This is a genomic window from Rhodospirillales bacterium (assembly GCA_016872535.1).
GTDB lineage: Bacteria > Pseudomonadota > Alphaproteobacteria > Rhodospirillales > 2-12-FULL-67-15 > 2-12-FULL-67-15.
Genome location: VGZQ01000064.1, coordinates 1 through 17,724, shown reverse-complemented (window position 1 = coordinate 17,724; position 17,724 = coordinate 1). Strand labels below are relative to the sequence as shown.

18 protein-coding genes are annotated in these 17,724 nt (G+C 65.2%); 6 read left to right on the top strand and 12 right to left on the bottom strand.

Annotated elements, in window-relative coordinates; genetic code table 11:
* Positions 1–402 precede the first annotated feature (402 nt).
* On the bottom strand, positions 403–1,314 hold the full coding sequence (locus tag FJ311_12400; GenBank protein ID MBM3952240.1) for a hypothetical protein: 912 nt from the start codon (positions 1,312–1,314) through the stop codon (positions 403–405).
* Between FJ311_12400 and FJ311_12395 the strand changes: the two genes are divergently transcribed.
* Positions 1,270–3,447 (top strand): response regulator, encoded by a 2,178-nt coding sequence (locus FJ311_12395; GenBank protein MBM3952239.1) that lies wholly within the window; start codon positions 1,270–1,272, stop codon positions 3,445–3,447. The genes FJ311_12400 and FJ311_12395 overlap by 45 nt on opposite strands.
* Before the next feature lie 56 nt (positions 3,448–3,503).
* Here FJ311_12395 and FJ311_12390 read toward each other — a convergent pair whose 3' ends face one another.
* The 7 genes from FJ311_12390 to FJ311_12360 all read right to left on the bottom strand — a co-directional run bounded on the left by FJ311_12390 (position 3,504) and on the right by FJ311_12360 (position 11,139).
* Positions 3,504–4,511 (bottom strand): iron ABC transporter permease, encoded by a 1,008-nt coding sequence (locus FJ311_12390; GenBank protein MBM3952238.1) that lies wholly within the window; start codon positions 4,509–4,511, stop codon positions 3,504–3,506.
* Positions 4,508–5,509 carry an ABC transporter substrate-binding protein gene (locus FJ311_12385; protein ID MBM3952237.1) on the bottom strand — a complete coding sequence of 334 codons (1,002 nt, stop codon included), beginning with the start codon at positions 5,507–5,509 and terminating at the stop codon, positions 4,508–4,510. Before FJ311_12385 ends, FJ311_12390 begins: the two co-directional genes overlap by 4 nt.
* 2 nt (positions 5,510–5,511) lie before the next feature.
* On the bottom strand, positions 5,512–6,309 hold the full coding sequence (locus FJ311_12380; GenBank protein MBM3952236.1) for an ABC transporter ATP-binding protein: 798 nt from the start codon (positions 6,307–6,309) through the stop codon (positions 5,512–5,514).
* A gap of 13 nt (positions 6,310–6,322) precedes the next feature.
* Positions 6,323–8,452, bottom strand: a complete 2,130-nt coding sequence (locus tag FJ311_12375) for a TonB-dependent siderophore receptor (protein MBM3952235.1) — start codon at positions 8,450–8,452, stop codon at positions 6,323–6,325.
* Positions 8,453–8,727: 275 nt separating this feature from the next.
* Positions 8,728–9,507 carry a hypothetical protein gene (locus FJ311_12370; protein ID MBM3952234.1) on the bottom strand — a complete coding sequence of 260 codons (780 nt, stop codon included), beginning with the start codon at positions 9,505–9,507 and terminating at the stop codon, positions 8,728–8,730.
* A 48-nt stretch (positions 9,508–9,555) separates the two neighbouring features.
* A complete protein-coding gene (locus tag FJ311_12365) occupies positions 9,556–10,212 on the bottom strand; it encodes a hypothetical protein (protein ID MBM3952233.1) in 657 nt (218 codons plus the stop codon).
* 6 nt (positions 10,213–10,218) lie between these two features.
* Entirely contained in the window at positions 10,219–11,139 is a 921-nt protein-coding gene (locus FJ311_12360; GenBank protein MBM3952232.1) for an aldo/keto reductase, read from the bottom strand.
* Between the two features lie 259 nt (positions 11,140–11,398).
* Here FJ311_12360 and FJ311_12355 point away from each other — a divergent pair, with 259 nt between their 5' ends.
* From FJ311_12355 to FJ311_12335, 5 genes are all read left to right on the top strand, one after another.
* Entirely contained in the window at positions 11,399–11,713 is a 315-nt protein-coding gene (locus FJ311_12355; protein ID MBM3952231.1) for a hypothetical protein, read from the top strand.
* 207 nt (positions 11,714–11,920) lie between these two features.
* Positions 11,921–12,877, top strand: a complete 957-nt coding sequence (locus tag FJ311_12350; GenBank protein ID MBM3952230.1) for a tetratricopeptide repeat protein — start codon at positions 11,921–11,923, stop codon at positions 12,875–12,877.
* Positions 12,878–12,947: 70 nt separating this feature from the next.
* Complete coding sequence (locus FJ311_12345) at positions 12,948–14,132, top strand: hypothetical protein (protein ID MBM3952229.1); 1,185 nt, start codon at positions 12,948–12,950, stop codon at positions 14,130–14,132.
* Positions 14,110–15,006, top strand: a complete 897-nt coding sequence (locus FJ311_12340; protein MBM3952228.1) for a hypothetical protein — start codon at positions 14,110–14,112, stop codon at positions 15,004–15,006. Before FJ311_12345 ends, FJ311_12340 begins: the two co-directional genes overlap by 23 nt.
* A gap of 26 nt (positions 15,007–15,032) precedes the next feature.
* The gene (locus tag FJ311_12335) at positions 15,033–15,614 is read left to right on the top strand and encodes a hypothetical protein (protein ID MBM3952227.1); all 582 of its coding nucleotides are present in this window, start codon (positions 15,033–15,035) and stop codon (positions 15,612–15,614) included.
* A gap of 305 nt (positions 15,615–15,919) precedes the next feature.
* On the opposite strand, the gene fliP is transcribed toward FJ311_12335, so the two are convergent.
* From fliP to FJ311_12315, 4 genes are all read right to left on the bottom strand, one after another.
* Positions 15,920–16,687: a flagellar type III secretion system pore protein FliP gene (gene fliP / locus FJ311_12330; protein ID MBM3952226.1), complete on the bottom strand. Its 768-nt coding sequence runs from the start codon at positions 16,685–16,687 to the stop codon at positions 15,920–15,922.
* Positions 16,684–16,920, bottom strand: coding sequence for a flagellar biosynthetic protein FliO (locus FJ311_12325; GenBank protein ID MBM3952225.1), 237 nt, complete (start codon positions 16,918–16,920; stop codon positions 16,684–16,686). Before FJ311_12325 ends, fliP begins: the two co-directional genes overlap by 4 nt.
* 82 nt (positions 16,921–17,002) lie before the next feature.
* Positions 17,003–17,329, bottom strand: coding sequence for a hypothetical protein (locus tag FJ311_12320; GenBank protein MBM3952224.1), 327 nt, complete (start codon positions 17,327–17,329; stop codon positions 17,003–17,005).
* The gene (locus FJ311_12315; GenBank protein MBM3952223.1) at positions 17,326–17,688 is read right to left on the bottom strand and encodes a flagellar protein FhlB; all 363 of its coding nucleotides are present in this window, start codon (positions 17,686–17,688) and stop codon (positions 17,326–17,328) included. The genes FJ311_12320 and FJ311_12315 overlap by 4 nt, the downstream gene beginning before the upstream one ends.
* Positions 17,689–17,724: the final 36 nt, after the last annotated feature.

Sequence of the window (17,724 nt, the reverse complement as noted above, 5' to 3'; positions counted from 1 at the left end):
CCACCACCACCACCACCACCACCACCACCGCCGCCGCCTTTGGCGAGTGCGATCGATGTGTCGAAGGAAAGGTTAGCGGCGTCGAAGGTCACGGGCGCGCACACAAGCGCCACCAACGTCACGCCGAAAACAGTGACAAGAAGATTTTTTTTGAATCCGATACCCGGCAACAACATTTTCTCGCGAAGAGAGGTTGATACTGGTCGCAGTGGCCGAGTTCGCCGAAGAGCGAGCATCGAAGATGGCCTTAAAATTTAGGCCAGAAAAAAACGTCCACGACTCGATCGGCTTCGGGTTATTTTATAAAACCGCTGGGCTTTGAAGTATAAGGGATAAACCCGCATTTCGGGAGCGGCCAAAGGTTTATACAATCCGAATAACCGCTTAATCTCCTTAAGATATTCATTTCTGGTCGGCCTGAAAAACCTTCTTGATTTGGGGATGCCAGGATTTACCCCAAGCAATGATTTTGTCGATGTGCTGACGCCTTTTAGGATCTTTTTTTACTTGATCGGGGTGCCAGACGCTTGTTTCCCAGGAGGCGATGGACCAGTGGACATCGTTCCGGTCGTCGAAATCCGAAGGCTGTTGACTCAAGAAATAAGTCACGGTCAGGTAATGATCCTTGTTCGCCAGCCGATAAGTCACACCGATCATGTCGAGGGGCGCTTTGATCTTGTTCTCGGCGAGATATTTCTGGGCTTTTTGCCAATGCTCCGCCGCGCCGGAACCGGTTCGGTGCATGCGCCAATGATTAACCCACCAGCAATCCTGGTCGCCGAGCCGAACGTTGGCGGTTACCGCTAGAAAATGCAGATCGTCGCGGACGCACCCCTGATGGGTCAGCCAACCTTCGCCTCGGCCGTCCTTCGGCTTGCCGCCGGCGGCCGCCTTGGGGATCGGGATGTTGGTCGCAATTTCGACCGCCGACAGCAGTTGATTTTTTTCGATCAATGCCAGCATGCTGGAACTGTGAAAGCCGCGTTCGCCGTCCTTCTCGATGCCGGTGCCGATGACCGTCCACTCGCCCGGCGGCAATGGAATTCGTTTACCACCGATCGTGAAGGCATCCACCACGCGGGCGTCGGACAACGGCAACTCCAAGGACATCGGCAGTTCGCGCTCACCGAAGAATTCGCATCCGGTGATCAGTCCGGCGGTCAAAATGATCAAAGGAAAGGATACGCGATTTCGCATGGGCTCCTCATCGACGGCGGCGCCAACAATCATATCGTAATTCAATCGGCGGCATGAAGCGGTGGAAATGCAATGGATATGGCTCGATCCCAGGTTTTTCTTAATCACCAGACCCATGACCGGCACGTTGGCGTGGGCAGAATAGCCGGAATGCGTTTTTTCGGCAAACGGGACGGTGATGCGGGAAATCCTGATTTCAACCGTTCCCTGCTGCGCCTGTTGTCGGGAACGTTTGCGTTCATTCTCGTCACCAGCCTCATTTTGATCGGCGGTATATCGGCGATCGCCGTTCGCAACCAGGACGCAACTGCAATCAACGATTCCATTCACTTGGTTCGATCGATTGTGGCAGATCGGGAGAAGCGGCTGTCGGATCAACTGCTCGACTACAGCTACTGGGACGACGCGGTTCTCAATCTCGTTGACCGATTTGATCTGATATGGGCGGACAAGAATGTCGGCCTTTATATGCACGATAAGTTCGACGTTTCGACGAGTTTCGTTCTCGATCAGAATGATCGGCCCATTTACACGATGGTGAACGGCCGGCGGACGCATGACGATCCACGAGCCTATTTCACCGCCGGGGAGCTGGAAGCAATCCTCAAAAAGGCGCGGTCCGGCCCCAAGACGGAGCCGCCAATGCCGAAGACCGGGTTTTTGCGCAACGGCGATGCCGTGCATATTGTCGCCGCCAGCGTTTTGACGCGTTTCAGGAAGGAAGGCGCCGCACGGGAAAAGAGCGAGATCGCGACCGGTTCGATCCTGATTTTTACCCGGGCGCTCGACCGCAAGCTGCTCGACGAATTCTCGAAACGCTATCTATTGGAAGATTTGCGTTTGGTTTCCGGCGAATCCGATCTTCTTTCCGCCTCGCTACCTTTGACGGCGGTAAATGGAACTCCCCTGGGATACCTCACCTGGCGGGCAAAACTGCCGTCCGAGGACACGGTACACTGGCTGTATTTGCTGTTCGGCGGAAGCCTGCTCGTCTTCGCCGGTGCTTTCTACATTTTCACGAAGGGTATCCGGTCGGTCGTCGCGGCGATGGAACGCAGCCATGCCGAACAACAGTGGCTTCAGGAAAAAATTCGCCAAGATCAAAAGATGAAGGACCTGGGCCTCATGGCCGGCGGCGTGGCGCACGAATTCAACAACCTGTTCCAGGGCATCACCGCGCATCTCGAATTGATGCAGCAAAAAGGACTGGGGCCCGCCGAGCAGAAGCAGATGATCAGCGTGATCCTCGAAGGCGTCTTCCGGGGCGGCGAGTTGACGGACCGCCTGTTGTCCTACGCCGGCCGCAAGAGGGTGAATCCGGTTTTTGTCCGCTTGGAAGACTATCTGAAGGGCGTCGTCGAATTCGTGCGCCCGATCCTGCCCGAAACCATCGAAGTCGAGGGGCCGGCCGCGACGAAATCGTGGCCGGTCCGGGTCGACGTGTCGCAGTTGCGGGCATCCATCGTCAACCTTTTCCTCAACGCCCGGGACGCCATGCTCAACGGCGGCCGGATCCGTATCGACGTCGCCAATGTCGCGTTGGACGCGGCGGCGACCCGGAACTGGTCTTTCACGGTTCCATCCGGCGATTACGTTTGCGTAACGGTGGCGGACAATGGCCAGGGCATGCCGCCGGAGGCGTTGGAACGCGTCATGCAGCCGTTCTACACCACCAAGGAGGTAGGCAAGGGGACGGGTCTGGGCCTGAGCATGGTCTATGGTTTCGTTACCCAATCGGGAGGTTATCTCAAGATCGACAGCCAGGTCGGCCGGGGAACCGAGGTGCGAATTTTCTTTCCGCGGGTTCCCGCATCGGAAATCGACGACGGGGAGCTGGGGGAAGAGACCGAAGAAGAGAACCGGCTCGCGGCCGAGGAACCGAAAACGGTCCTGTACGTCGAGGACGACGCCCATGTCCGCAACGCCCTGCTCAAGGTGCTGAAAATTCTCGGCTATCGGGTCTTGAGCGCGGAAAACGCGATTGAAGCGATGAAGTTCCTGGAATCCGGCGAAAAGTTCGATTTACTGCTGTCGGATATCGTCATGCCCGGCGGGATGAGTGGCGTCGATTTGGCCGACAAGGTGCGGAAGACCCGGCCGGAGGTTCCCATTCTTCTCATCACCGCGTACTCGGACGAGGAATTGCGGCGCCAAGCCATTGATGGCATGGATTACGAAGTGCTGCGCAAACCCGTACAGATCCGGGCGCTGGCCGAGGCCCTGGAGAAGACACTGAGCGAAACCGCATAGGCGGAGTCTTCAGCCGTTTTTCTCGCGAAGACGCTTTTTTCCGCGAAAGTTCTCGGCTAAGGCCGCCGCGCCATGTGCCAGACGAAGAACCCGCCGCCGAGGGCGGCGGTGATCATGCCGATCGGCAATTCCTGAGGGGCGGATAAAAGCCGCGCCGCCACGTCGACCCAGACCAGGAACAGCGCGCCCGCGAATGCGGCGACCGGCAGCACCCGGCGGTGATCGGCGCCGACCCAGGCGCGCACCACATGGGGAACGATCAGGCCGACGAAACCGATGGCGCCGCTCACCGCCACCAGCGCGCCGGTGATGACGGCCGAAATCGCGAAAAGAATCAGCCGCGCCGATTCGATCTCGATTCCGAGGCTGACGGCCGTTTCGTCGCCGTTGGCGAGGGCGTTCAAGACCCGGAAGTGCAGAAAGAGGGCGAGGATTCCGAAAACCGTCACCGCCGCCGGCACGGCGAGAAGATTCCAGCTGGCGGCGCCGAGCCCGCCCAGCATCCAGAACACCACCGCATGGGCGGCGCGCGGATCGCCCGCGAAAATCAGGAAGTTGGTCGCGGCGCCGAAGACGAACGAGACCGCGACCCCGGCGAGCACCAGCCGCTCCGGGCCGATCCGGCGATCGCCGACGATCGCGAGCACCAGCAGCAGCGCGGTCATGGCGCCGCCGAAGGCCGCGAGCGGCAACGTGGCGACACCGAGAAACAGGCCGAGATGGACGATCACCGCGACGGCGCCGAGGGCTGCGCCCGAGGAAACGCCGAACAGATAGGGGTCTGCGAGCGGATTGCGCGTGATCGCCTGCAAGGTGGCACCGACCACGGCGAGCCCGGCGCCGACCAGGGCGCCCAGGATCGCGCGCGGGACCCGGATCTCCCAGACGATGCGCTGGTCGCCGATCGACCATGTCGGCGCGACGGCGCCAGGCGCGATCTCGGCGGCGATGACGCCGACCACGGTCCCGAGCGGCACCGGCACGGCGCCGAGCGCGACCGCGACCGCGATCGAAACGGCCAGCGCCGCGGTGAGGGCCGCGAGCGCGAACGGCGTCGATTTCACCGAAAGCGCTCCGGGTGCAACGCGCGCGCCAGCTTCTCGATCGCCGCGATGTTGCCGGGTCCGGGGGTCAGCTCGGTGTATTCGAGCGCCAGGAAACGGTCCTCGCGCATGGCGCGGATCGACGCTAACGCCGGGTGGGTCTTGAGGAACCGCCAGCGGTCGCGCCAGCTGTCGTCGCCGGTCGCGGTCAGGACGACGAACTCGGGGTCGCGCGCGATCACCGACTCCCAGCCGACATGCCCCCAGCTCGCCGCCACGTCGTCGAGGACGTTGCGGCCGGCGGCGGCGGCGATGATCGCGGTCGGCATGCCGTATTTGCCGGCGGTGAACGGCTTGTCTTCGCCGTTGTCGAACAGGAACACGCGCACCGGTGCTGCCCCGGCAAGCCGCTGGCGCACCGCGTCGACCCGTCGGCGGTAGTCGCCGATCAGGGCGTCCGCCCGGGTGGAGCGGCCGAAAATCCGGCCGATGTTGTGGATGTCGCGGTAGAGCACCTCGATGTCCGCGGCCCGAGGGGCGGAGCGGGAATCGGTGCGGGAGTCGGCGCGGATATGGGCGCAGGATTCGGTCAAGACGTAGACGGGAATGCCGAACGCGGCGAGCGAGTCGGGCGTGACCGGGCCTCCCGGGTGCATGCCGTAGTACCAGCCGGCGAAAAAGAAATCCGGGTTGGCGGCGAGCAGATTTTCGAGCGTCGGCTCCTTGGCCGCGAGTTCGGGCAAGCTTCCGAGCGCGCGCCGGAATTCCGGGGTCATCTTGTACCAGCCGGTGATGCCGGTGACGCCGACCATGCGATCCTGCAAGCCGAGCGCGAACATGATCTCGCTGATGTTCATGTCGTGGCTGACGGCGCGCGCGGGCGGCTTGGCGAACGTGATCGTCCGGCCGCAGTTTTCGATCGTGACCGGAAAGTCGGCCCGTGCCGCGCCGACGACGGCGACAAGAGCGATGGCGAAAGAACCGAGAGCGGCGAGGGCGATCGGTAAACGCGCGCGCATGGCTATGCCCCGAGGTCGGGCCGGGCCAGGCCGGGCCGGTCGTAGGTATAGTCGATGCGGGGGCGGCGCGCACGCGGGTCGACAACGACCTCGGCGTCGACGCCCCAGACATGGTGGATGGTCTCGGCGGTCAACACGTCGGCGGGCGCGCCGGCGGCCGCCACCTGTCCCGCCGCGAGAACGTAGATGCGATCGCAGACGGCCGCCGCGAGGTTGAGATCGTGGATGCTGGCCAGCGCCGTGACTCCCAGGGATCGGACCAGGAGCATGGAGTCGATCTGGTGGCGGATGTCGAGGTGATTGGTCGGCTCGTCGAGCACGAGCACCCGGGGGGCTTGGGCGATGGCCCGGGCGATCACCGCGCGCTGGCGCTCGCCGCCGGAGAGTGTCGCCAACGGCCGGTCGGCGAGGGCCGTCAGCCCGACTCGCGCCAGGGCGTCGGCCACCCGGGCATGGTCGTCGCTCGTATCCGGGTCGAGCAGGCCCTTATGGGGCGTGCGGCCGAGCGCGACCGCCTCGCGCACGCTGTAGCCGGGATCCGCGCCCGGTTCCTGGAGAACGACCGCGACCCGTCGCGCCGCCTCGCGCGCCGACAGCGTCCAGACGTCCTGGCCGTCGAGCTTCACCGTGCCGGCGTGTGGCCGATGGACACGGTAGACGCAACGCAACAGGCTGGTTTTGCCGGAACCGTTGGGCCCGACCAGGCCGACGAATTCGCCCGGCGCCGCGGTCAGGGAAACGGAGTTGAGAATCGTCCGCCCGGCCGCCCGCCAAGTAACGCTGTCGATGTCGAGTCGCATTCCCCGTATCGAATCAGAACCGCGCCGTCACCCGCGCCTCGATCGCGCGCGGTTCGCCGGTTTGAACCTGCTGGGTGTAGTCGGTTTCGGACCAGACGATGGCGAGCTCGTCGGTGAGATTGCGCCCGCGCAGGCTGAATTCCCAATTATTGACGGTATAGCTCGCGTAGAGATCGAGCGTCGCGTAGGACGGGAGCACGAAGGTACCCGCGTTGTCGCCCGAGCGCGGACCGACGTAGCGGACGTTGCCGCCGACGTCGAAGCCGTTGCCGAAGCGGTAATGGGTCCAGAGATTGCCGAGCTGGCGCGGCACATTGGGCGGCACGCGCCCCGCGAACGACTGGCCGCTGACGTTGAATTCGTCGAATTCCGCGGTCAGGAACGATGCGTTGCCGCCGACGCGCCAGCCCGCGACCGGCTCGACGCCGAGGGAAATTTCGACGCCGCGCGCCGATTGCCGGCCGATGTTGTCGGTCACGTTGGCGTTGTTCGGCCGCTGGGTCAGGATGTTCTCCTTGACGATGTCGTAGACCGCGATCCCGGCTTCGGCGCGGTTGCCCCAAAATTTCTGGCGCACGCCGAGCTCGTACTCGGTCGAGGATTCGAGCGCGAAGTCGAGCGCGCGGCCGAGGGTGAAATTGCGCGACGGGTTGGTGCCGCTGACGTAATGGCCGTAAAGGGTGGTCCCCGCCAGGGGCTCGTAGACGATGCCGGCGCGCCCGGTCGGCGCGAAGAACGGCTTCTGCTCCTGGCGGCCGGTCTGGTGGTTGTCGACGTCGACGTCGTAGCGGTCGAAGCGGAAGCCGCCGGAGATCTTGAATCCCTTGACGATCTCGAACTGGTCCTCGAAAAAGGCGCTGGTGGTGGTGATCACGGTCGTGGTGCCGGGGTTCAGCGCTCCGTTGTTGTTGAGCTGGTTGAACGACGGCGTGTTCGGCGCGAACGCGGGAACCAGGAACGACACGTCGGGGAAAGTGGCGTTGCGCCGGAAGTTGTTCCGGTTGACCTCGACGCCGGCGGCGAAGCGGTTGGCGTGGCCAAGCACCGGCAGGTCGATCAGCGCGTGTATGCGGTCGCCGAACAGGTGCTGCTCGTGGCGGACGTCGCCGAGCGCGGTGATCTCGACCTGGCTGGTAGCCGGCAGGAAGCGGTAGGCCTCGGCGTTGCGCCAATGGCGGTTGGCGTTGAGGCCGTAGACCTGGTTCTTGATCGCGATGCCGGGGGCGAGCGTGTAGTCGGTGTCCAGCCGCAGCACCATCTGGTCGGCCCGGGTCTTGCGGTCGGAAACGTTGTAGTTCTTGTGCAGCAGCCGCTCGTCGACCTTGCCGTTGTTGAGCGGCAGGCCGAAGTGGTCGCGGATGTCGTCGGCGAACAGTTCGGCCTTCAGGGTCACGCGCAGGTCGGGCCGGGTGTCGGAACGGACGCTGCCGATCAGGTGATAGCGGTCATACTCGGTCTCGTCGACGAAGCCGTCCGAATGGCTGACGACGCCGTCGACGCGATAGGCGAGATCGCGCTTCTCGCCGACCGGGACGTTGAGGGCGAAGGCGCCGCGCGGCGAATTGAAGCTGCCGTAGCTGGCGACGAATTCCCGCGCGAAGCGCGTCGGATCGGGGTTCTTGGAGACATAGTTGACGACGCCGCTGATCGCGCCTTCGCCGTGCAGGCTGGAGCCCGGGCCGTTCAGCACCTCGATCCGGTCGTAGAGAAACGTGTCGAACTGCCGCGCGCTCATGCCCGGGGGCGCGATGCGGGTGCCGTCGTGGAGGATGCCGATGTCGTTGCCGACGAAGCCGCGGGTGGAAAAGCTGACGCCGTTGCCGGCCGAATAGCCGCCCGACCAGCCGACGGCTTTCTCGACCGCCTCCAGGGTGGTGCGGTCGCCCCGGCGGTGCAGGGTCTCCTGGTCGATCACCTCGACGGTGGCCGGAATATCGGCCAGCGGAATATTGAGTCGGCTGCCGGTGCCCTCCGTGTCGGCCGGCCGGGTTCCGGTGACGACGACGTCGGGCAGGGTGACTGTCCGCGCCGGGCGCTCCTGCGCCAGATCGGTTTCGTCCGCCGCTACCGGCCAAGCAAATCCGGCCAAAAAAACACCCGCGGCGGCGCTCGCGGCGCGCCGCCAAATCCCGGCAAGGTACATGCACCCCTCCTCCCTGAGGGCACCGCCACGCACTTTATTCTTTTTTTACGGCTTGTTACGGCCGCGGACGGGCGGCGCCGAACCTATTATGTTCGAAAAAACATAATTTTCGGATTTTGCCGCCGTCAACCGGCCGGGAAGTTTGGAACGGTTCTTAACTCGACCGCAGGTTTTTCAAAGCGTATCCCGAAACGATGATTCGAATAATTAGGTTCACGTTCATCTATATCGTTCACAAAATCGTGAAGGGGATCTGGTTAACGTCCGGCCGCCCTTCATCGCAGCCGGAAGAAACTCACGCGATCGTTGCCGCCCCGGATCGCCGGCGGGGCGGGTTCCTCGTAGGTCGGCGGCAAAGCGGGAAACGCGGGGCCTTCGGCCGCGACCGTCGTTGGACCGAGGGCGACATTCGCGGCGACAAAAACTCGGACAGATTCCCGATCCTGGCTCCAGCCGACCCCTTCCCATCGCCCGGGACCCGCGCCGGACAGCGTGCCGCGCGCGCGGATCGCATCGTTCGCTTGCGCGCCTGGCGGCGCGACGCCGCAGTCGACGCTCCATTCCCGGGCGCGGACATCGACCGCGCCCGCGCAGGCGGCGTCGCGGATTTTGCCGGAAACGGTCCCCGGCCCGGACGCGAGGCCGTCGATTTTCAGGTGATAGAGCGTGCGGCTGTTGCCCCACTCGACCGCGATGCCGGCGACGGCGCCCGCGCCCGGCGCCGCGTGGGCGACCGGTCCGCGCCAGGTGATTCGCCCGTATTCGGCGAACACCCGGCAAGGGCGGCCGGTGCGGTCCTCGCAGCGCCGTTGCGCCCGGATGTAGAGCGGATCCGGCTCGCACTCCGGGTGCGGACAATAGAGGCCGTAGGCGGCGGCGCCGTCGGCGGTGACGAAAAACACGCGCGGGTGGGGCCGGTCGAGATGGCGCTGGAACGCGAGTTGCACGTTGGGCTGGAGCGCGACCTGGCCTTCGCCGTGCGGGATTTGCGATTGGCACGCCGCGACGGCCGACGAAAGAAGGACCGCGAGAGCGCCGAGGGTCGAACGGAACATGGCGCAAATTTTACCACGGCGGCCGAGGGGAACGGGAAACCTCGGCGATCACGTTTTCGCGCGCCGTAAATCCGCCCACATCGCGCCGCCGACGGCCAGCGCGGCGAGGAGAAGCGTCAGATCTTCCGGCATCCGCAGCAACCACGCCGCCGAACCGCCGATCAGCGCCCACAGAAGCGGGATGGCAAGAAGATAAAGGCGCGCGCGGCCCTCGACGAGCGATAGCAGGCCCAAGGTAAAGATGGTCGTCGGGCAGGGCGCGATCCCGAACACCGCCATGCGCGGCCAATCGTGGCCGGCAAATTCGCCGAGCAGCGGATAGCCCGCCAGCGCGAACAGGGCGAGGGCGAGGCCGGTCCAGCCGGCAAAATCGGGGCGGAAGCGGAATACGAGCGCACCCCGGATCGCGCCCGCCCAAGCGAACAACGCCGCCTGAAGCACGAACAGCGCGGCGAACGCGGGCGCGATGAAATTGATCTCGGCGAAATAAATCAGGTGGTAGGCGATGCCGTTCCACGCCCACATCGCGGCCAGGATGGCGGCGACGATCCGGCCCGCGCCGGGCATCGGTTTGAAAACCAGCGCAAGCGCCGCAAGCCCAAGCGCATACGCCGCGACCGGCGCCGGCCACACCGCGCGGTTGTAGGTCTCGAACAGGGCGAAAAACGCCTCGGGCGAAAAGGACAGCAGCCGCGCGGGCGACATGAACGCCTACAGGTCCTCGACGTAGCGGATCATCCGCCGGCGAAAGCTCTCGTCGGGCAGGCGCCCGCGCAACGCGCCCATGTTCTCGGCCGCGTGATCGGCGCGGCTGGTCGCCGGTATGGCGCAGGTCACCGCCGGATGGGAGACGATGAATTTGAGCAGGAACTGCGCCCAGTTGGCGCAATCGATCTCGCCCGCCCAGGCGGGCAGCGGATGGCGCGCGACGCGCTCGATCAGATCGCCGGTGCGGAACGGCCGGTTGGCGATGACCGCGAGCTTCCGTTCGGCGGCGATCGGCAGCAGGCGACGCTCCGCCTCGCGGTCGGCGACGTTGTAGGAAAACTGGACGAAGTCGAGCGATCCGGTTTCCATCGCCTTGATCACCGTCTCGTGCCGCTCGCCGTGCGAGGTGGTGACGCCGACGTAACGGATGCGCCCGGCGGCCTTGTCGGCGAGCAGGGTTTCCAGGTGCGCTTCCCAATCGACCATGTTGTGCACCTGCATCAAATCGAAGCGCCTGACGCCCCACAGGCGGCGCGAGTCCTCCATCTGCTTGACGCCGCGCGCTCTTCCCCAGATCCACACCTTGGTCGCGGAAAAGAGCCCGCCGGAAATCGTCGCGCGCTTCAGGCCGTCGCCGATCACGTCCTCGGCCGAACCGTACATGGGCGAGGAATCGATCATCCCGCCGCCCATCTCGAAGAACGTCCGCATCACCTCGAAGCGCTGGGCGCGCAGGGCCGCGTCGCGGCCGACGTTGAACACGATCCAGGTGCCGAGCCCGATCGCCGGGATCATCTCGCCGCTCTTGGGGATGGGGCGGGTCAGGATCGGTTGCGGCGCCGCATGTCCCGCGCGCGGCAACGCCGACACCGCGCCGAAACCGGCGAGGGAGGCAAGAACCGCGCGGCGGCTGAAAAGGGGCATGGGGAGCGAGTCTAGAGCATAGTCCGATCGGATGTCTCCATTCCGTCATTCCCGCGAACGCGGGAATCCAGCCTTTTCGAACTCCTGGACCCCCGCTTGCGCGGGGGTGACGGTTCCATCTAAACGGAGCGGGCTTTGGTCCGCCGCCGCGCCCGAGTCCAAGGCGGCGCCGTTCGAAATCGCCGGGGTTGCGATTGGCCGCCCGCGCGCCCATTCTTTACCGGCGGCGTTTCGTCATCGGCCGCGGCGGAACGCGACCATGCCCGATACCGACATACGCACCGAAACCCGCCAATACGTCTTCCTGCGCGCCGGGCGCGTGCCCTTCTGGCGGGTGGCGGTCGTGGTGGTGGCCGCCATCGCCGTGGCGCTCGCGCTCGCCATCCTGGTGAGCGGGCTCTTTCTTATATTGCTGCCGGTGATCGTGGCGGGCGCCGTCGCCGCGCGCTTCCTGGGGAGGCGCGTTCCGTCGCCGCGCACCGACGTGATCGAGGCCGAATACGAGGTGATCGAGGAAAAGCGATCCGGCGAAAAGCCCGCGCCGCCCTCCAACGATCCCGCCCGCGCGTCCTGACGGCACGAGCCGTGTCCCGAACCCCGAACGACTTGCCCTCCCGGCGGACTTGATCCAGGGGGCGGCCGGTCTTGGCTCCAAGCGTGGCAATTCGATCCCGCATAATTTTTATGGTTTTTTCTCGATTTGGCCGGTTTTCCCGTGATATTTCTATGGCGCGCCTGGCTTGGCGCGTTTCGGCCGCGAGTAATCCGGGGAACTTTGGCGATGCGAAGATTCGGAAGGTTTGCCTTGATGGCACTCCTGAGCCTCTCTGCCGCGTTCGCCTTGACCGGTGCGGCTGCCACCCGGACCCAAGATTTCGAGAAACAGAAGACTTGGTGCCTGGATGATGAGGCCGATGCTGATTTGCGGATCGGTGCATGCACTTGGCTTCTCAACTCGGGCGAACTGGCGGAAGGAGGCGTTCCCTTTGTCTTCGTCCATCGCGCCGAAGCCCGCCTCAAGAAAGGCCAGTTCGACCTGGCGGCGCGCGATCTCGAGCAGGCACTCCGGCTCGACCCCAAGAACGCGTTCGGCCGCACGCTATTGGGTGATGCTCATGTGGGCCTGGGTCAACATGAACGCGCGATACAAAACTACGACGAATCCCTGCGCCTGGAACCATCTGCTTACGCCTACCTGAGGCGGGGACTGGCACATCAGCGTGCCGGCCGCACCGCGCGCGCCATCGAGGACTACGACCAGGCGCTCAAGCTTGAACCCGGCGATAGCGAGCTGCACGTCCATCGTGGCGCGGCGCATGGGGTCCTGGGGAATTTCGAGAAGGCGATAGAGGACCTGACCCAGGCGATCCGTCTTGATCCCGAAGACCCCGTGGCCCACAACAGCCTGGCTTGGATCTACGCCACGGCCAAGGACGCACGTTTGCGCAACGGCGAGGAGGCGTTGCGCCACGCCCGCAAGGCGCTCGCGCTCAAGCGGACGCCGGTCAATCTCGATACGCTGGGTGCGGCGTTGCTCGCGCGCGGCGAGCCGGACAAGGCGGTGAACGCTTACAGGGATTCGATGAAACTGGGCGGGCCTGAACGTGTGCGGCGCTACCAGGACTACCTGAAGAAGCGCGGCTTCTATTCCGGCCCGCCCGACGGCATTTACGGGCCCGCGGTCGAGCGGGCGATTCTCGAATGCTTCCGCGCGGGGTGCATTCCCTTGTCCAACTGAGTTCGGCTTGGCGCGTTTCGGCCACGAGTAATCCGGGGAATTGGCGATGCAAAGATTCGGATGGCTTGCCGTGACGGCATTCCTGATCCTCTCCGCTGCGTTCGATGAAGCCGCCGCTGGTTGCCCCGATACCCGCGACGCCCAAGTCGCGCCGTGGCGTCCGCAATGGTATCCGCCGCCGAAATTCATCGGCTCGCGCACGACCGCCGATGGCCTGGAATGCACCTTTGATTACGTTGATTACAAGTGGTGCAACCGCTTCAAGGTCAAGGAACAGCGGTGCTACGGCAAGGATTCGCGCACCGGGCTGTGTATCGAACGCTGTACGGTCGTCGCGCCGCCCGATGGGCCGGTCGCAAAGCCGGACCGCCGCCCTTCGCCCTCCGCTAAACCCGCGCCGTCGGCGGCAGGCCGAACCCTGCGTCCATCGACCGTTGCCTATTATGAACTCTACGTATCCGGCGCTTGCTTTAACGATGCCGTTAACGAGGAGATGCGTTGCCGCGACGACTGCCTCCGTCGTTATCCCAGTCGCGGCGGCGGCGGCGCGCACCCCGCCCATACGGCCTGTTTCCCAAGCTGCCAAGCCGTATTCGACCGAAAGGATAAGATTTGTTGGTCGTCCTTCGCCGCCGAACACGGCTTGATTGACGGTGCTTCCGCCCAGCCGGCAACGCCGGCACCGACGGCCCCGCCGCCGCCGCCGGTAGCGGCGGTTGCTCCCGCTCCCGCGCCGTCTCGCGCGGTGACGCCGAAACCACCCTCTGCGTCACCGCAGACGGCTCCATCGGCTCCTCCCGCCACATCCCGGGAAGCGGATTGCTCGATCGATGCGGTCGCGGCGCGAATCGAGGCTTCGCTCACCCTGGGCGACATGATGCGAGTGGCGGACGATATGGGTCGGCGACGCCTTACGGGTTGCGCCCCGGCCCAAGGCGGCGCGTCGCCGGGCGCCGCCGCCAACCCGTTCGTCGTCCGCAGGGGAAGCTACGGCTACGGCCGGCCTCCCGGGGCAAGGGCCGCGACCAAGTTGCCCGTGGAGCTGGAGCCGGATCCGCCGGCCCATCCCACCGAGACCGAACCGTCGGTGGACTGCCTTTCCCTCAACGATCAATTTACCCTGTCCGGTATCGGTCACTGCCTGAAATACATGATCCGGAATCATCCGGGCCAGGGGCAGGCATTGGCCCTGGACGGCATTGACCGCGCCTTGGCCCGCGAACTGGGCAAGGATGGCCTTTATGTCAAACCGTAAACCCGTGACGCCGCGCCTGATGCTGGCGGCCGCGCTGTTGGCCTGGGGCGTGCTGGCGACGCGGGCGGCACATGCCCAGCGGACGCCGGAAGCCCCGGACTCCACCCAATTGTTCGCCGCCGGCTTTGATCTGTTCCAGGCAGGCCGATATCCCGCCGCGGCCAAGATGTTCCACGTTGGGCTCCAAATCGAACCGCGCGACGGGCTTGCGCACTTCTATCTGGCCGAGTCGATTGCCAATGGACGCGCCGACGGGAACGATCGAGTGCTCAGGACCGCGCTTTTCCATTACACGCAGGCGATCCGCTATCTGCGGGATGGGGAAGAACGGGCGCAGGCGTTATCCCGCGTCGCCGACATCTTCGGGAAGGTGCAGGCCGAGGAAAGCCGCGTGCGCGCCGACGAGGGGGTGGAGCGCCGCCCGCCGACCCGCCTGGCGGGAGATGTCTACGACGGCGAATGGCGGGGAACCGTGCCCCATGGTCGCGGCATCATCCGCCGCGCTAACGGAGAACGCTACGAAGGCTTCGTGAAGGACGGGAAGCCCCACGGCTACGGCAGCCTGGTGAAAATCGCGAGCTTGGTCACCCCGAACGACACGCAAATGCGTTACGAAGGGGGATGGAAGAACGGCGTCTTTGAAGGCGACGGAGTTTTGACGATTCGCAACCCGACCGCCCCGCATGCTCAGATGCTGAAACGTGGACTTTTCGTCGAGGGAAGCATCGTCAGGGGCGTCATCGTCACCGGGGATGGTCAGCGCTGGGAAGGCGATTTCCGCGACGACGTTCTGCATGGCAAAGGGACGGAGACGCTCGCCGACGGCACGCGGCGGACCGGCCGCTGGCAGAACGGGGAATTTGTGGGGCCTTAGACAACCGCGGGGTTGGGGTGACGACAATGGCGAACACGATCATGCGACGCTTGGCGCTGGCGGCGACATTGCTGGTCGCGGGATGCTTCGTCGAGCCCGAAAAGACGATTGTCGAACCGGGCGCCGCGATCGACCGGCGGCCCGAGGGCGTCTGGGTTTACACGGAAGGGCGCGGGTTCATCGCGCTCGCGATCGTGGCGGACGACGACGCGCTGAGGGTCGACCTGATCCGCTACGAACCGGAGAAGCCGCGGATTGTGCATAACCGCTTCCGCGTGCGCACGACCCGGATCGCCGCCGCCGATTATTTCGAGGCGGAGCACCTGGGCCCGCATCTGTTCTGGTCGCCCGACACGTTGGTCAGGAAATTCGTCGCGCGCTACGAACTGGCGTCGGCCGACCGCCTCGCGCTCGCCTTTCCCGGGGTTTCGGCGATCGAAGCCGCCGTTCGCGACGGCCGCCTGGCCGGCGTGTCCCACGGCGGTGCTTGGGAGCGCGCGGTTCGCCTCGGCAGCGACGCGGCGACGTTGCGCGCCCATCTGGCGGCCATGCCTTCCGCCGATTATCCCAACAAGCTGGTTTTCCGGCGCGCGTCGCCCGAACCGTGACGGGGAAAGCGACCTTTTCTCTAATTTTCGACCCAAGTCGGAAGTTGACTTTTTTCCTATCATAGGCTATACCTTGCGCCAAGATGCTTCGTGTTCTTGGACAAGTGAATAGGTCGAAAAACGGCGCGCGCCGTGGATTTCCCGGTGCGAACGCCGAAACGGCTGTGTCGCGCCGAAGGCCGCGCGGCGAAAAAGCCGACGATGCCTACAAATGCCTACACGAAACGGGTGGTTTCGAGCGTTATCAACGGGTTAGGGCCATTTTACCGCGTAGAGTCCCGCTGTTCGCTCGGCGCAAGCGCGCGCTACCCCGCGCCATAGCCGCGGATGAGGCTCCCCACCACCAGGTACCAGCCGTCCACCAGCACGAAAAAGATGATCTTGAACGGCAGCGAAATCATGATCGGCGGCAGCATCATCATGCCCATGGCCATCAGCACCGACGACACCACCATGTCGATGATCAGGAACGGCACGAACAGCAGGAACCCGATCTCGAACGCGCGCCGCAACTCCGAAATCATGAACGCGGGCACGAGCGCGCGGAGCGGGGGCTTGCCGTCCACGGTCTCGGTTTCCGGCACCTTGGCGATGTCCATGAACAGCGCCAAATCCTGGTCGCGCACGTGGCGGACCATGAAGGTGCGGAACGGCTCGGCCGCGCGCTCGAACGCCTCGAATTCCTCGATCTGGCCTTCCATCAAGGGGCGGATGCCCTGCTGGTAGGAGGCCTCCAGCGTCGGCATCATCACGAAGAGCGTGAGGAAAAGGGCGAGACTGACCAGCACCTGGGTCGGCGGCGTCTGCTGGGTGCCGAGCGCGGTGCGCAAAAACGACAGCACCACCACGATCCGCGTGAACGACGTCACCATCACCAGGATCGAGGGCGCGAGGCTCAGCACCGTCACCAGGACGACCAGCTGGATGATCCGTCCGGTCGCCTGGCCGCCTTCCTCGCCGAGGTTCAAGGTGATGGTCTGCGCGAGCGCCGGCGGGCCGAACGCGAGCACCGCGCCCGCCGCCAATCCGGCGAGCGCGACGCCGAGCGCGGCCAGAAGACGGGGGCGCGTCATGGTTTCGGCTCCCCGGGCGCGGAGTCCTTGTTCGCGGGCGGGCGGATGCCGCTTTCCACCGTCACTTCGTTGGCGCCGCCGAGCAGCAGCAGGTGTTCGGTGCCGTCGCGGCTCACCAGCACCAGCCGGCGGCGGGCGTCGAGGGCGAGGCTTTCCACGATTTTGAGCCGGCGCGGGCTTCCCGGAAGCCGGGTCGGCTGACCGAGGCCGAAACGGCGCGCGAGCCACGCCATCACCCCGATCAGGGCGAGCACGAACGCGAGCGCCAGCACGAAACGGAAGTAATCGCCGAAATCCACGGGCGACTCCCTGGGGCTAGCCCCGGCCCTGCTTGGCCAGGCGGTCGCGGAACTTGCGCACCTCGTCCTCCAGCACCTCGAGCTCGGCGAGCAGGGCTTCCAGCGCGCTCGCCTTCGCCGGATCGGGGGCGCCGCCGGATTCGGCGCCGTGCAGCGCGGTGGCGCACACGCCGGCGACCATCGAGCGCAGGTCGGCGAGATCGGGCATGCGGTCCTGGGCGAGGTCGTCCTTGGCGCGCGCGATGGCGACGCGCACCCGCGCCAGTTCCCCGGTCAGCACGTGGGGTGCCGGTGGGGGTGCCGGTGGGGGCGCCGGTGGGGGCGCGGGCGGGGTCTTGCTCATGCGGGACGTTCCTCGGGAGTCGCCGCGCTCTTGATCCGCTCCAGGAAATCGGGCCAATCGCCGTTGGCGCGGTAGACGTAGGCGAGAATCTCGGCGACCGCGGCGAAGGCCTCGATCGGGATTTCGCTGTCGATCTCGATCACGCTCAGCAACTGGGCGAGGTCGGCGTCCTCGCGCACCTTGATGCCCTTGGCGAAGGCGATGGCGAGAATCTGCTCGGCGATCGAGCCCCGGCCGCTCGCCACCACCTTGGGCGCGAATTCGGTTTCGGGTTCGTATTTGAGCGCGACCGCGAGCGCCGTTTGCGGGGGCGTGCGCGCGTTTCCGGCTTCGCCGTCGGCGGGTCTCTGCTCGGCCACGTTCGCCCTCCCGAAATGCCCTCGGTCCCGAATAGC